This is a genomic window from Nocardia niigatensis NBRC 100131 (assembly GCF_000308655.1).
Lineage (GTDB): Bacteria > Actinomycetota > Actinomycetes > Mycobacteriales > Mycobacteriaceae > Nocardia > Nocardia niigatensis.
The window spans coordinates 681104-695433 of sequence record NZ_BAGC01000043.1; the positions used below are offsets into that span (position 1 = coordinate 681104).

Below are 14330 nucleotides of genomic sequence, written 5' to 3' on the forward strand. Positions count from 1 at the left end.
CTCCCCTCCGGGAAAGTCATTGCGCGCCACCGAGATCCCGGGACACGGCGGCGGCCGCGTCGCACACCTGGGTGATGGGCGCGGGCCGGAACCTCAACTGCCCGTCGCAGAGCCGGTCGACCGGGCCGGTGATGCCGATGGCACCGACCACCAAACCACCCCGGGAGCGTATCGGCGCGGCGAGGCTCGCCTCACCGGACCGGTATTCGCCGACATCCCCGGCCCAGCCGGTGCGCCGCACCTCGGAGATCGCCCGCCGCAGCGCCGCCGGATCGGTGAGGGTGCGATGGGTGAGCGCGGGCAGCGCGCCGTCGCGCATCGACTCGGCGAGATGGCCGTCGTAAGCGAGCAGTACCTTGCCCAGAGCCGTTGCGTGCGGCGGCAGTTCCTCGCCGACCGCCAGCGCCTGCTCGGTGTTGTCGGGCCGGAAGACATGGTGGATCACCACCACCGCGCCGTCCACCGGCGCGGCGATCCGCACCGATTCCCCGCTGCGCGCGGCCAGTGCGTCGGCCCGGTTGATGGCCCGCGACCGTAATTCGTTGGCGTCCAGGTGGCCCGAACCGAGATCGTGCAGCGCGGGGCTCAGGTGATATCTGCCGCTCACCGGATCCTGATCGACGAACCCGACGCCCTGCAGCGTTCGCAGAATGCCGTGCGCGGTCGGTTTGGCCAGCCCGAGCGCCGAGGCGATCTCCCCCACCGCCATGCGGCCGGACCCGCGCGCGAGCAGCCGCAGCATCGCCGCAGCGCGCTCGATCGACTGAATCGGACCCGGCACGTTCGTAATCTACCAGCAAATCGTTCGGCATTGTCGAACGCACCCTCTGCCATGGCCACGCTCCACTTCGTAACGTTGACCTCGGGCCCGGCCGGCAGCAGCCTCACCTCCCGCCGCCTCTCCGGGGACCCAGGCAGACGGACTCAATGACGAGCTTCCCGGAAGGACCGCGATGACGCAGTACGTCGGAGCCATCGATCAAGGCACGACCTCCACGCGATTCATGGTGTTCGACCATGGCGGCAACGTGGTTGCCCGCCATCAACTCGAACACGAGCAGATCCTCCCGCAGGCCGGCTGGGTGGAACACAACCCGGACGAGATCTGGGAGCGCACCCGCACCGTCATCAAGAGCGCCCTGGCCGGAGCCGGACTCACGGCGAGCGATCTGGCCGCCGTCGGCGTCACCAATCAGCGCGAGACCACCATCGTGTGGAACCGCCGCACCGGACGCCCCTACTACAACGCCATCGTCTGGCAGGACACCCGCACCGACCGCATCGTGGCCGAGGTGGAGAAGGCCGGCCGCGGCGATCTCATTCGCGAACGCGCCGGACTGCCGCCCGCACCGTATTTCTCGGGCGGCAAGCTGAAGTGGATCCTCGACAATGTCCCCGGCGTGCGGGCGGACGCGGAGCGCGGCGACGCCCTCTTCGGCACCCCCGACAGCTGGATCATCTGGAACATCACCGGCGGCGTCCACGGCGGCGTGCACGTGACCGACCCGACCAATGCCTCGCGCACCATGCTCATGGATCTCGAAACCCTGGACTGGGACGACGAATTGCTCGCCGTGTTCGGGGTGCCGCGCGCCATGCTGCCGCGCATTGCGCCCTCGTCGAATCCCGCGGGCTTCGGCACCACCTATCCGGGCGGCCCGTTCAAGGGCTCGGTACCGCTCGCGGGCGTGCTCGGCGACCAGCAGGCCGCCACGGTCGGCCAGGTCTGCTTCCAGCCGGGCGAGGCCAAGAACACTTACGGCACAGGCAATTTCCTGATGCTGAACACCGGCACCGAGATCGTGCGCTCCGAGCACGGCCTGCTGACCACCGTCGCCTACCAGTTCGGCGACGAGAAGCCGGTGTACGCGCTCGAGGGCTCGATCGCCGTGACCGGCTCGGCCGTGCAGTGGCTGCGCGACCAGCTCGGCATCATCTCGGGTGCGGCAGGGGTCGAGACCCTGGCCCGGCAGGTCCCCGACAATGGCGGCATCTACTTCGTGCCCGCCTTCTCCGGCCTGTTCGCGCCCTACTGGCGCGCGGACGCCCGCGGCGTGATCGTGGGCCTGTCCCGCTTCAGCAACAATGCCCATATCGCCCGGGCCACACTGGAATCCATCTGCTACCAGACCCGCGACGTGGTCGAGGCCATGCAGCAGGACTCCGGGGTGCGGCTCGGCACCCTGCGCGTCGACGGCGGCGTCACCGCCAATGAACTCGCCATGCAGATCCAGGCCGACTTCCTCGGCGTGCCGGTCTCCCGGCCGGTGGTCGCGGAGACCACCGCGCTCGGCGCCGCCTACGCCGCCGGTCTCGCGGTCGGATTCTGGCGCAGCACAGACGAACTCGTCGCCAATTGGCGCGAGGACCGGAACTGGCAGCCCGCCATGACCGAGGAGCAGCGGCGGCGCGGCTACACCCGCTGGCGCAAAGCGGTCTCCCGCACCCTCGACTGGGTCGACCTCGAGGACGAGGACTGACCACCGGTGAGCGCACTGCCCCACAAGCCTGAAAACACCGATAACAAGGAGTATTTCGTGTCCGCACAACTGGATCCCGCCTACCGCGACCGGGCGATTGATTCGCTCGGCGACACCGAAATCGACGTTCTCGTGATCGGTGGTGGAGTGACGGGAGCGGGTGCCGCACTGGACGCCGCGTCGCGTGGCCTGTCCGTCACCCTGGTCGAGGCGCGCGATTTCGCCGCCGGCACCTCGAGCCGGTCCTCCAAACTCATCCACGGCGGCCTGCGCTACCTGGAACAGTACGACTTCGCCCTGGTCCGTGAGGCTTTGAAGGAACGGGGTCTGCTGCTGAACAAGCTGGCCCCGCACCTGGTGCACCCGGTCTCGTTCCTGTTCCCGCTGCAGAAGCACTACGAGCGCTTCTACATCGGCGCCGGCATCGCCCTCTACGACACCATGGGCGGCGCACGCTCGGTGCCCATGCACAAGCACCTGAGCCGTTCCAGCGCACTGGAATTGGCGCCGGCGCTGCGCGCGGACGCCATGACCGGCGCCATCCGCTACTACGACGCCCAGGTCGACGATGCCCGCCACACCATGACGATCGCCCGCACCGCCGCCCAGCACGGCGCGACCGTGCTGACCCGCACGAAGGTCACCGGGCTGTTGCGCGACGGCGAGAAGGTCGTGGGCGCGAAGGTCGTGGATCTGGAAACCGGTCTGGAGCACAGCATCCGGGCCCGGACCGTGATCTCGGCGACCGGCGTGTGGACCGATGACATGATCAAGATGACCGGCGTGGACTTCCCGTTCCACGTGCGCATGTCCAAGGGCGTGCACATCATGGTCCCGCGCGAGAAGCTGGACATGGACACCGGCATCGCCATGAAGACCGAAAAGTCCGTGCTGTTCGTCATCCCGTGGGCCGAGCACTGGATCATCGGCACCACCGACACCGATTGGTCGCTGGACAAGAACCACCCGACCGCCACCGCCGCGGATGTGCAGTACATCCTCGACCACGTCAATTCGCTACTGCGCGAACCGCTCACGCGCGCCGACATCGTCGGCACCTACGCCGGTCTGCGGCCGCTCATGACCGGCGCGTCCAAGGAGACCTCCAAGCTCTCGCGCGAGCACGCGGTCGCCGAACCGGCCCCCGGCCTGTTCGTCATCGCGGGCGGCAAGTACACCACCTACCGGGTGATGGCCGCCGACGTGGTGGACGCCGCCGCGGAGCGCCTGGGCAGCGACGTCGCGCCGTCGGTCACCGCCAACCTGCCCATCCTGGGCGCGGTCGGCTACCAGGACATGCTCGACGACATCGCCGCGGTCGCGGATCGGGCCGGGCTGCCGGTCGACACCGTGGCGCATCTGCTGGGCCGCTACGGCTCGCTGGCCGCGGAGATCTTCGACCTCGTCGCCGCGGTTCCCGCACTGGGCGAACCGATTCCGGGCGCCGCGGAGTACTTGGCCGCCGAGGCCGTCTACGCCGCCACCCACGAGGGCGCGCTGCACCTGGACGATCTGCTCACCCGCCGCACCCGCATCTCCATCGAGGTGCCCGACCGCGGCCTGCGGGCCGCGCCGGAGATCGCCCGCCTCATCGCCCCCCACCTGGGCTGGGACGACGAACGCACCAATGCGGAGATCAACCGCTATTTCGACCGGGTGCACGCGGAGCTGGCGGCCAACGAGGAGAAGGACGACGAGTCGGCCAATGCGGCCCGCATGATCGCCGTCGGCTGAGCATCACCCCATGGCGGTCCGACGCCGCGCGAGTGGATCACCGCGCGGCGATGGACCGGATCAGGCTCCGACGCTGGACAATTCGCCCGGCGTCGCGCCCAGGCGGGTGAAGTGCTCGGCGGTCACCTCGACGAAGATCGCACGGCCGGTGGCGAGGACGGTGTCGCCATCGGTGAGCGTGGTGTCGATGTAGAGCTTGCGGCCCTTGCGGCCGGTGAGCACCGAGGTGACCACCAATTCGCGATTCAGCCGCGCAGGAGCCGCGAAATCTACGTCGAGTTTTACGGTGACGGCGGGCAGCCGCAGGGGCATCAGGACCGAGCCCGACGCCTCGTCCAGCGCCGCGGCGACGATGCCGCCGTGTGCCACACCGGGCGCGCCCTGGTGCCGTTCGTCCATGGTGAAGGTGCCGCGCACTGTGTCACCTCGGCGTTCGAAGGCGATTCGGGGCGAGGCCGGGTTGGCCGGGCCGCACCCGAAACAGCCGGGGTGATGCGGCGGGAAGGGCCCCTCGGCGAGCAGGTCACCCAGGGGCAGTGGCACGGCGTCGCGATCAGGCTCCATGCCTGAAAATTAACGCAGATTCAAATTTGTCGCGCAACCCACCCGCCGCGGCGCTCTCCGGTGCCACGGTGCTCAGTCCTCTGCCGGAGACGCCTTGCCACTCGCCGCCTTGGCGCCGCTCTTGCTGCGGCCGTTCCCGCCGGCCGCCTTGGCCTTACCGCCCTTGCCGACGGTCAGGACCGATTCCTCGGTGGTCTTGGCGTCGGTCTTCTTGCCGCCGCTGTGGTGGACGCCCTCGATCTGCAGACCGCTGTCGTCGGCATCGATGCGCACCGTGTCCCCGGGTGCCAGCGCACCCTCGAGCAGCTTCTTCGACAGCGCGTTGTCCAGTTGCTTCTGCACGGTCCGGCGCAGCGGCCGGGCGCCGAACTCGGGCTGATAGCCGTTGTCCGCCAGCCAATCCATCGCCTTGTCCGAAACATCCAGGGCGATGTCCTGGGCGTGCAGCCGCCGCCGGGTGCCGTCGAGCACCAGGCCGACGATATTACGCAGCTGCGACTTGTCGAGCCGGTGGAAGATGATCTGCTCGTCGAGCCGGTTGAGGAACTCCGGCCGGAACTGCCTGCGCAGCCGCTCTTCCAGCTGCGGCGTGATGGAGTCCAGGTCGCCGTCCTTGGCGGACAGGATCAGGTCGGAACCGATATTGCTGGTCAAGATGACGATAGTGTTCTTGAAATCCACCGTGCGGCCCTTGGAGTCGGTGACCCGGCCGTCGTCGAGCAGCTGCAGCAGCACATTGAACACATCCGGGTGCGCCTTCTCGACCTCGTCGAACAGGATCACCGAATAGGGCTGCCGGCGCACCTTGTCGGTGAGCTGGGCGGCGTCGTCGTAGCCCACGTATCCGGGCGGCGCGCCCACCAGACGAGAGACCGTGTGCTTCTCCTGGAACTCGCTCATGTCGAAGCGGATGAGCCGGTCCTCGTCGCCGAAGACGGCCTCCGCCAAGGCTTTCGCGAGTTCGGTCTTGCCGACGCCGGTGGGTCCCAGGAACAGGAACGAGCCGATGGGCCGGTTGGGGTCCTTCAACCCGGCCCGGGCTCGGCGCACCGCCTCGGCCACCGCGACGATGGCCTCGTCCTGGCCGACCACCCGCTGATGCAGATCATGTTCCAGCTTCAGCAGTTTCGCCCGCTCCTCGGTGGTGAGGTCGGCGACCGGGATGCCGGTCTGGCGCGAGACCACCTCGGCGATATCGGTGATCTCGACGGTCGGGATCTCGGTGCGGTCCACCTCGTAGGCGGTCTTCTTCTCCAGCTTGGAGATCTCGGCCTTGATCTTGTTGGCTCGCTCGTAGTCCTCGCCGGCCACCGCGGCATCCTTCTCCCGATTAAGGTGCGCCAGTTTCTCTTCCAGCTCCCGCACCTTGGGATCCGGTGTGCGCGTGCGCAATCGAACGCGCGCACCCGCCTGGTCCACCAGGTCGATGGCCTTGTCCGGCATGAAGCGGTCGGTGATGTAGCGGTCGGACAGTTCGGCCGCCGCGATCAGTGCCTCGTCCAGATAGCGCACCTGATGGTGCTCCTCGTACACGTCCGAGAGCCCGCGCAGGATCTCGATGGTGTCGGTCACCGACGGCTCGGACACCATGACCGGCTGGAAGCGGCGCTCCAGGGCGGCGTCCTTCTCGATGTGCTTGCGGTACTCGTCGATGGTGGTGGCGCCGATGGCGTGCAGTTCGCCGCGGGCCAGGGCGGGCTTGAGCATATTGCTCGCGTCCATGGATCCCTCGCCACCGCTGCCCGCGCCCACGATGGTGTGCAGCTCGTCGATGAAGACCACCAGTTCGTCGGAGTGCGCGCGCACCTCGTCGAGCACCTTGGTGAGCCGCTCCTCGAATTCGCCACGGTACTTGCTGCCCGCCACCATCGAACTCACGTCCAGGGCGACGACGCGGCGGTCGGTCAGGGTCGCGGGCACATCTCCGTTGACGATGCGCTGGGCCAGGCCCTCCACGATCGCGGTCTTGCCGACGCCCGGGTCCCCGATGAGCACCGGATTGTTCTTGCGCCGCCGGGACAGGATCTCCACGGTCTGCTCGATCTCCGCGGCCCGCCCGACCACCGGATCGACCTTGCCCGCGCGGGCCTCCGCGGTGAGGTCGCGGCCGTACTCGTCGAGGGTCGGGGTGTCGGAGGGTTCCTTGGCGGTCTGGGCGGCGGGCATCTTCGCGCCCGCGAGGGCCTGGGCGGCCGGGCTGTCGGGCAGGCTCGCGATGCCGAGCAGAATGTGTTCCGGCCCGATGTAGCTGCTGCCCGCCTCGGCGGCGCCGCGCTGCGCATTGCGCAGGGCCAGCTTGGCGGCCGGGCTCAGCGCCAGCGCGTGGCCGGCGCCGTGCGCGCCGACGCCGCTGCCCGCGGCGGTCCGCATCTGCTTGCGCAGTTGTTCGGTGTCCCTGCCGATTTCGGCGATGATGCTCTGTGACGGTTCGACGGCGGCGGCCGCGTACAGCAGATGCTCGGGGGTGATCTCGGCGCTGCCCCAGTCGTGGGCGGCCTGGCGGGCGGAGTTCACCACCTGCTTGGCGCTCTCGCTCAGCAAGCGACTCAGGTCGATACGCTGCACCGGTGGCTGGCGGGACATTCCGGAGCCGAAGAATCGGTTGAAGATGTCGTCGAAGGAATCGAAGGAACCCATCGAACTGGGCCACCCCTGGGTCATGGTCACCTCGCGGCTTCGGGTGACGCTCGACAGGACTCGGGTTCGCAGCGAGCCTGCCGACGCGTCAGCTAACAGATGGCGAACTCGAGGTCCACAGTAGTAGCCTCGGCGCGGACGGCAAATGGCCGTAACGACTTTGTTTTGGATCGATTCGGCCCTTGCCCGCCCTCGGAGTTCCGCCCGATCGAACGGAGTCCTGATGAGCGCGATCCACGACGATCTCGACGCCCGCGCGGCAGCGGTGGCCGGACAGGTGGTGCGCTGGCGGCGGTACCTGCACGAGCATCCGGAACTCTCCAATCGCGAGGTCAACACCGCGGCGCTGATCAGCGATCATCTGAAGTCGTTGAGCCTGGACGAGGTTCGCACCGGCATCGCCGGCCACGGTGTGATCGGCGTCCTGCGCGGTGGATCGGCGGGCGAACGGGTGGTGGCGCTGCGGGCGGACATCGACGCGCTGCCGGTGCCGGACCTGTGCGGGGTGCCGTTCGCCTCCCACGTGGTCGACCAGCGGTACCCCGGCGGACCGTTCCCGGTGTCGCATGCCTGCGGGCACGACTGTCACACCGCCATGCTGATGGGCGCGGCCACGGTCCTGGCCGGGGTCCGCGAAAAACTGCCGGGCACCGTGCTTTTCGTGTTCCAGCCCGCCGAGGAGGGGCCGCCGGTGGCGGAGCGGGGCGGCGCGCGCGAGATGCTCGCCGAGGGTGCGCTCGACGATCCCGTGCCGACCATGGCGTTCGGATTCCACGTCACGCCATATCCCAAGGGCTGCATCGGCTATCGGGTCGGGAACCAGTTCGGCGCGTCCTGCCTGGCCCGGATCACCATCACCGGACAGCAGGTGCACGGGTCCACGCCGTGGATGGGCATCGACCCGATGCCGGCGGCCGGGGCGGTCCTGACCGGGATCGGGCAGCTCTACCGGCAGGTCAGCGCCTTCGACCCGGTGACCGTGAGCATCGGGCACGTCGAGGATGTGGGGCGGTTCAACATCATCGGACAGACCGTGACGCTGTGGGGCACCATCCGCTGCGCGATGGAACAGGACATGGGCGAGGTGCAGACGCGGCTGCGAACCCTCGCCACCAATACCGCGGCGGCCTATAACTGTTCGGCCGCAGTGGATTTCCTGCAGGATGTGCCCGCGGTGCACAACGAGCAGGCCTGGATGGACGCCGGACTGCCCACCTTCCGGCGGGTGGCCGGGGACGACCGGGTGGTGCCGACCGGGGCCACGCTCGGGTACGACGACGTCTCGGAGTTCGTCAATCGGTACGGCGGCCTGTACGTGACGCTGGGCGTGCAGGACGCGCAGCTCGACGCGGCGGGCCTGCCGACGCCGCTGCCCGGCGGACGCGGGCTCTTCATGAACCACAACCCGCACTTCTACGCCGACGACGACACCCTTGTCACCGGCGTGCGGTTGCACGCCCAGGTGGCCTACGACCATCTCAGCGGCGCGCTGGTACCGAATTAGATTGTGCCGCAATCACACTCGCGGTAGGACCGGTCAGCGGCCGGCGACGACCGGCATGAACGGTGCGTAGTCGCGGACGTGACCCTCGGTCCAGTCCCAGAGGGACTTGGGGTCCACGGATACGCCGCGCTGCAGGATCAGGCGCCAGCCGTCGTCCTGCTTCTCCCAGATATCGCCGTCACGGTCCACATATATGCCGGTGCTCTCGGGCTCGATGCCGGTTTCTCCCAGCCCTCCGGGGAAATCCACTGGCTTCATCACACCAACCACCCCTTAACTTCAAGGTTGCTTCCAGTCAGAAGTATTGTCCCCGCCTCTTGCGATTCACTTCCGGCCGGGTTGTGTGACGGATTCGCCCCACTAGCGTTGGAAATCAATTTCCGTACCACACGGTCTTCTTTATGGCGGCGGGCCGCCGTAACTATCGGACAACCATTCGGCTAACTTTTGGCATCTTCAGGTTTTTGAGGGATAGTGCTCTTCTTGCGGCGAACGCTCGGTTCGCTTCCGGTCGCAGGAGGACACCGATGGCAGGCGCGGAGCTGAGAGTGCTCGGCTCCCTGCAGCTGTCCGTCGACGGTCGCGACACCCCCCTCGGCACCCCCATGCAACGCGCCGTCCTCGGCCGCCTCATCGTGGCGCACGGCCAGGTCGTGAGCACCGAGCGGCTGATCTACGACCTGTGGTCCGGGCATCCGCCGCCCAAGGCCGCCGCGGTACTGCAGGTACACATCCACAATCTGCGGCGGCTGTTCGAACCCCAGCGACCGCGGCGTGCGCCCTCCCGCTTCATCGTGTCCGAGTCGTCCGGGTATGCCCTGAAGATCCCCGAGAACGCCGTGGACGCATGGCATTTCGAGCAGCAGCTGCGGACCTATCAGGAACTGGTCAGCAATCCCGAGATCCACACCGACCCCACCGAGCGCAATGCCCTGCTGGAGACCGCTCTCTCGCTCTGGCACGGCCCCGCCCTGGAAGCGTTCGCCGAGGCCGACTGGGCCACCGCCGAGGCCAACCGGCTCACCGACCTCTACCTCACCGCCGTCGAACTCAATGCCCGCACCGAACTGGAGCTGGGCCGCTCCGGCGAAGTGGTCCGCGAACTCCGCCAGCACTTCGAGGACAATCCCGGCCGCGAGGAAATCGTGCGCCTGCTCGCGCTGGCGCAGTACCAGCTCGGCCAGCAGCTCGAGGCGCTCACCACCATCCGCCGCTCGCGCGAATTCCTGGGTGGCCAATTCGGAGTGGACCCCGCCCCCGCCCTGCGTCAGCTCGAGACAGCCATCCTCAATCACTCGGCGACTCTCAACCGGACCCCGCCGCTTCCCGCACACCGCCCTCCGGCCGATTCCGAACAGCCCGCGCCCCTCGGGCTCCCCACCGGCAGCGCCGCCCCTGTTCCCGCCCCCGCCACGGCGAGCGCCGCCGCCACGGAGTTCCACAACACCGAATCCCAGTGCGCCACCGGCTATCTCACCGAGCTATCCGAGTTGCTGACCGCCGCCGAGGCGGCGCGGGCCGGGCGACTGCGGGTCGCGTGGATCGCCGGGGAGGCCGGGATCGGCAAGTCTGTGCTGGCGGAGGCCACCCTCGCCACGCTGACGACCGCGGGCTGGACGGTCGCCACCGGCGCCTGCCCCGAGATCGATGGCGCACCCAGCGCGTGGGCCTGGACCGAGATGCTCACCGCCCTCGACGATTCCGAACCGAGTCTGGTCACGACAGCGGGACGGTCATCGTCCCGGGCCGACGACACCTTCAGCCGGGCCCGGGCCATCGCCGAGAAGTGCAGGCGCGCGACCGGTTCCGCACCGGTGGCGTTGCTGCTGGAGGACGTGCAACGCGCCGATCCGGAGACGCTGCAGATCCTGCGACAGGTGGTGAGCTGGCTGCGGGACGAGCCGGTCTTCGTACTGATCACCATGCGGCGGTCGGAGGCGGGACAGGGCGCCCACAACACGGTCGCGGCGCTGGCGCAGTACACCGGAGCCTGGGTGGAGCTCAACGGGCTGGATGTCGAGGGGACGCGGCGGGCCGCTGCGGCGGTGGGGCTGACGGGGATCGAGACCGAGGCGCTGGAACAGCTGCACCGGCGCACCGGCGGGAACCCCCTGTTCGTGCGGGAGGTGGCGAAAGCGGCCGCCGCACAGGGGAGTTTGGACGAGGTGCCGGACTCGATCCGGGAGCTGATCGAGGATCGGGTGGCGCAGCTGCCCGACGGTGTCGCCGAGGTGCTGCGCCGGCTGTCCATCTGGGGCGAGAGCGTCGATCTGGCGATTCTCAGCGCCGCGGCGGGCCTGGCCGAGGACACGGTGATCGACCTGGTGGCGGCGGCCGAGGCGGCGGGCCTGGTGGGATCCGGCAGCGGCGGCAGCATCCGCTTCGAGCACGGGCTGATCCGCGATGCGGTGTATCTGGGCATCCCTCCGCTGCGGCGCGGCCGGATGCACTGGGCCGCACTGGAACTGCTGGAAGAACAGGCCGAAAGCTATCCGGCGGTGGCACGAGACCCGGACGTGCTGGCCCGGCACGCCCTCGCCGGGGCGACAGCCGAAACCGCCTCGCACGCCATCGAATACGTGGAGCGGGCGGCCGAACTACGCACCAGCCGCGGCATGCGCAGCGCCGGTGTACGGCTGCTGCGCTCGGCGGTGGAACTGCACCGGCTGGCCCGCCACGACGCCGACCACGCGCCCGCCGGCGACCGCATCGCGCTGCTGCGCACCCGCTGCGCGCTGGTGACCGCGCTGGCCTACGACAATCGGCATCGGGAGGCCCGCGTCGAACGCGACCGGGCCCTCAGCCTCGCCGAGCAGCTGGGCGATCCGGATCTGGTGGACCGGGCGCTGACCTGCTGGCGCGCCCCGATCATCTGGGCAATTCGCAACTGGCGTAGGCCCGATCACCACATGCGGCGGGCCCTGGCGCGCGCCCTGGCCCGGCACGGCGTCGGCGCGGCCACGCTGGCCCTGCTGGGGAGCGAGGTCCCCAGTCCCCTGGCGCCCATGCGTGACGACGCGAATGCCGGTGCGGAGAAAGCGGATTCGAACGGGCGAGACCGCGATCTGGTGCGCCTGCTGGTCACGGCGACCTTCGAGACCGGACTGGTGGAGTCCGCGGCCGGGCGGCGGCTGGCCCGGCTGGCCCTCGAGACGGCGCGGCTGATCGGCGATCCCGAATTGCTGTGTGCCGCCATCAATGCGGTGACCTATCTCGCATTCGAGTACGACGCGGAGTTCTCGGCGCTGGTCACCGAGCTGGAACAGCTGGCCACCACCGCCGGTCTGGCCGAGTACCGGGCGCTGGCGCATTATCTGGAATATCGGGCCGCGGTGGCCCGGGCGGATCTGGTGGAGGCGGGACGGCGGGCGACGGCCGCGGTGGAGTTCGCCGACGAGGGCCAGTTGCAGCCGCTGCTGGATATGGTCAGCTGTTTCGCCGGGACCGTGGAACTACTGCGCGGGAACATCGACGCGGCCGATGAGCTGTACCTGCGGTTCACCACCCGCACCCGGCTTTCCGGGGTGGCCAACCATGCGGAGGCGGAGTTGTTCTGCGCGCTCGCGATCGGCTGGGCGCGGGGCGAACTGGGCGGGCTGTCGGATCGGCTCGCGAACGCGTATGCGGCACTGCCCGCGGCCGCGGCCCCGGCCTACACGCTCGCGCTGTTACAGAGCGGACAGCGCGAGCGCGCACGCGGCGTGTACGAGAACTCGGATCCGATTGCGGCGGGCTTCTATCCGGTCCTCATGTCGGCATTGAGGGCGGTCGCTGCCATCGAGCTCGGCGACACTCCAGCAATTGAGCGGCTCTACGAATACCTGGCGCCGCACAGCGGCACCCTCATCGGACTCGAGACCGGGATGACCGAGTTCGGCCCGATGGACTCGATCCTCGCGGCGCTGGCCGTCGCCCGGGGCGACGACGAGGCGGCCGCGGCGCATCGCGACCACGCAGAACGCCTGCTCGAAAGGATTCGAGCCGAACTTCCCGCGTGCGGTGCCGCGCTACTGCGCGCGGCCTGATGTACGAGAAATCCGGATCGAGTCATCGGCCTGAAATGTCAGAAGCCGCGGCCCGTATGTCCGGTAGCGGATGCCGGACGGCCATCGGCTCCCAGCGAATTTTCAGCACCGGGATTTGCGCTGGTTAATTCTTGGCGCGCTGGTAAGCGTCGACGATCTCGGCCGGGATACGACCGCGCGAGGAAACCTGGTGTCCCTGAGCGCGCGCCCATTCACGGATCGCGGTGCTCTCCTCGCGGTCCACCGCCGGACGGGTGCGGCCACCGGCGGCCACCTTGCCGGTGCGCTTGGAGCGACCGACCTTGCGGGCCTTATCGGTCCACGGTTCCAGGGCCTCCCGCAGCTTCCCGGCGTTCTTGTTCGACAGGTCGATCTCGAAGTCGTTGCCGTCGATCGAGAAAAAGACGGTCTCGTCGGCCTTCGATTCGCCGTCGTAGTCGTCAACCAGAGTTACGGTGACTTTCTTCGCCATGGACTGCCCTTCCACGTGTGAGGTGCCGCTATTCGCCGAAATGCTAATGCCGCGCGATGCAGGATTCAAACCAGGCGCGAATCGAATTAGGGGCGACCAGACTATTCTGCTATTACCGCTGAGACCGGCCGGCCTTCAGCACACCCGGAATGCGGCCAACCGCCACCCGGAACGACCGTGGACAATGCGGGCGGCGAGCGCGAAACGCCGCCTGCCGCGGTCGTAACCCGCGCAAACTTCCGCCTGCCCCGGCCCGGCCATGATCACATCCACCCTGGTGAGGGTGGCGGTGCCGAGGTCCCGTCCGGGCAGCCGGCCCGCACCGGCCAGGGTGCGCACCGCGGCCACCACCGCGGGCTCCGCGAGCGGGCCCAACTGCCCCGCCGGACGACGGCCGTCCAGCACCTCCAGCGCCAGCCGCAGCGTCGCTCCGGCGAATTGTCTTGCCGCAGTGTTGCATTCGTCACCACCCCGGACTTTCACAGCGTGCGAAGAACGCAGCACCCGGTGCAGGCCGGCGGATCCGGACGACGAGGACGCCGATCCGCGGTCGACTCGATTCCGGCATCCGGGCGGAGGGCCCGCGGTGCCGGACGGCGCCCGAGCGGGCGCCGGTTTACGCCGGCACTGCTCCAGTGACGGCTCGAACTGCGGTGTGGGCAGCAGGAATCCGCCCGCCGCCCGCACCGCTCGCGCTTCGACTGCTCCCATGGCGCGAGAGCATGACACCCCAGCCGGGCCCGGGCGGCACGAAAACCGGGTTCGCACCCCTCGACCTGCTTCAGCAGCGCGAGGCGCGGCGGCGGCCTGGGCGCCGAGCCCGCCGGCCGCGGCCGACGCCGCCGCGGAGACCACCGTCACCGCCACCCGCGCCGGCCGCATCGGACCGCTGAACCGCCTGGATTGTCATGCCC

At 69.1% G+C, this 14330-nt stretch carries 10 protein-coding genes; 4 read left to right on the forward strand and 6 right to left on the reverse strand.

What is annotated here, in order from left to right:
• Nucleotides 1-16 precede the first annotated feature (16 nt).
• The gene (locus tag ON33_RS20420) at nt 17-781 is read right to left on the reverse strand and encodes an IclR family transcriptional regulator (RefSeq protein WP_040860437.1); all 765 of its coding nucleotides are present in this window, start codon (nt 779-781) and stop codon (nt 17-19) included.
• Between the two features lie 172 nt (nt 782-953).
• On the opposite strand from ON33_RS20420, the gene glpK reads away from it, so the two are divergent.
• Together glpK and glpD are read left to right on the forward strand one after the other, a co-directional pair.
• Complete coding sequence (gene glpK, locus ON33_RS20425) at nt 954-2480, forward strand: glycerol kinase GlpK (protein WP_040860438.1); 1527 nt, start codon at nt 954-956, stop codon at nt 2478-2480.
• A gap of 57 nt (nt 2481-2537) precedes the next feature.
• Nucleotides 2538-4214 (forward strand): glycerol-3-phosphate dehydrogenase, encoded by a 1677-nt coding sequence (glpD, locus tag ON33_RS20430; RefSeq protein WP_040860687.1) that lies wholly within the window; start codon nt 2538-2540, stop codon nt 4212-4214.
• A gap of 60 nt (nt 4215-4274) precedes the next feature.
• On the opposite strand, the gene ON33_RS20435 is transcribed toward glpD, so the two are convergent.
• Nucleotides 4275-4778 (reverse strand): PaaI family thioesterase, encoded by a 504-nt coding sequence (locus tag ON33_RS20435; RefSeq protein ID WP_051152504.1) that lies wholly within the window; start codon nt 4776-4778, stop codon nt 4275-4277.
• A 72-nt stretch (nt 4779-4850) separates the two neighbouring features.
• Nucleotides 4851-7415 carry an ATP-dependent Clp protease ATP-binding subunit gene (locus ON33_RS20440; RefSeq protein WP_373281043.1) on the reverse strand — a complete coding sequence of 855 codons (2565 nt, stop codon included), beginning with the start codon at nt 7413-7415 and terminating at the stop codon, nt 4851-4853.
• Between the two features lie 223 nt (nt 7416-7638).
• Between ON33_RS20440 and ON33_RS20445 the strand changes: the two genes are divergently transcribed.
• Complete coding sequence (locus ON33_RS20445) at nt 7639-8919, forward strand: M20 metallopeptidase family protein (RefSeq protein ID WP_040860439.1); 1281 nt, start codon at nt 7639-7641, stop codon at nt 8917-8919.
• Between the two features lie 33 nt (nt 8920-8952).
• Here ON33_RS20445 and ON33_RS20450 read toward each other — a convergent pair whose 3' ends face one another.
• Entirely contained in the window at nt 8953-9177 is a 225-nt protein-coding gene (locus tag ON33_RS20450) for a hypothetical protein (protein WP_218001471.1), read from the reverse strand.
• Between the two features lie 269 nt (nt 9178-9446).
• On the opposite strand from ON33_RS20450, the gene ON33_RS20455 reads away from it, so the two are divergent.
• The gene (locus ON33_RS20455; protein WP_169336821.1) at nt 9447-12944 is read left to right on the forward strand and encodes an ATP-binding protein; all 3498 of its coding nucleotides are present in this window, start codon (nt 9447-9449) and stop codon (nt 12942-12944) included.
• 124 nt (nt 12945-13068) lie between these two features.
• Here the strand turns inward: ON33_RS20455 and ON33_RS20460 are convergent, their stop codons facing one another.
• Together ON33_RS20460 and ON33_RS38365 are read right to left on the reverse strand one after the other, a co-directional pair.
• Nucleotides 13069-13416, reverse strand: a complete 348-nt coding sequence (locus tag ON33_RS20460) for a histone-like nucleoid-structuring protein Lsr2 (RefSeq protein ID WP_040860441.1) — start codon at nt 13414-13416, stop codon at nt 13069-13071.
• A gap of 135 nt (nt 13417-13551) precedes the next feature.
• The gene (locus tag ON33_RS38365; protein ID WP_157184626.1) at nt 13552-14127 is read right to left on the reverse strand and encodes an Rv3235 family protein; all 576 of its coding nucleotides are present in this window, start codon (nt 14125-14127) and stop codon (nt 13552-13554) included.
• Nucleotides 14128-14330: the final 203 nt, after the last annotated feature.

What these genes read in the sequence shown, in the direction of transcription:
- ON33_RS20445 (WP_040860439.1), top strand. Translation starts at nt 7,639, where the DNA reads ATGAGCGCGATCCACGACGATCTCGACGCCCGCGCGGCAGCGGTGGCC.
- glpK (WP_040860438.1), top strand. Translation starts at nt 954, where the DNA reads ATGACGCAGTACGTCGGAGCCATCGATCAAGGCACGACCTCCACGCGA.
- ON33_RS20460 (WP_040860441.1), bottom strand. Translation starts at nt 13,416, where the DNA reads ATGGCGAAGAAAGTCACCGTAACTCTGGTTGACGACTACGACGGCGAA.
- ON33_RS20440 (WP_373281043.1), bottom strand. Translation starts at nt 7,415, where the DNA reads ATGGGTTCCTTCGATTCCTTCGACGACATCTTCAACCGATTCTTCGGC.
- ON33_RS20435 (WP_051152504.1), bottom strand. Translation starts at nt 4,778, where the DNA reads ATGGAGCCTGATCGCGACGCCGTGCCACTGCCCCTGGGTGACCTGCTC.
- ON33_RS20450 (WP_218001471.1), bottom strand. Translation starts at nt 9,177, where the DNA reads ATGAAGCCAGTGGATTTCCCCGGAGGGCTGGGAGAAACCGGCATCGAG.
- ON33_RS38365 (WP_157184626.1), bottom strand. Translation starts at nt 14,127, where the DNA reads ATGGGAGCAGTCGAAGCGCGAGCGGTGCGGGCGGCGGGCGGATTCCTG.
- ON33_RS20455 (WP_169336821.1), top strand. Translation starts at nt 9,447, where the DNA reads ATGGCAGGCGCGGAGCTGAGAGTGCTCGGCTCCCTGCAGCTGTCCGTC.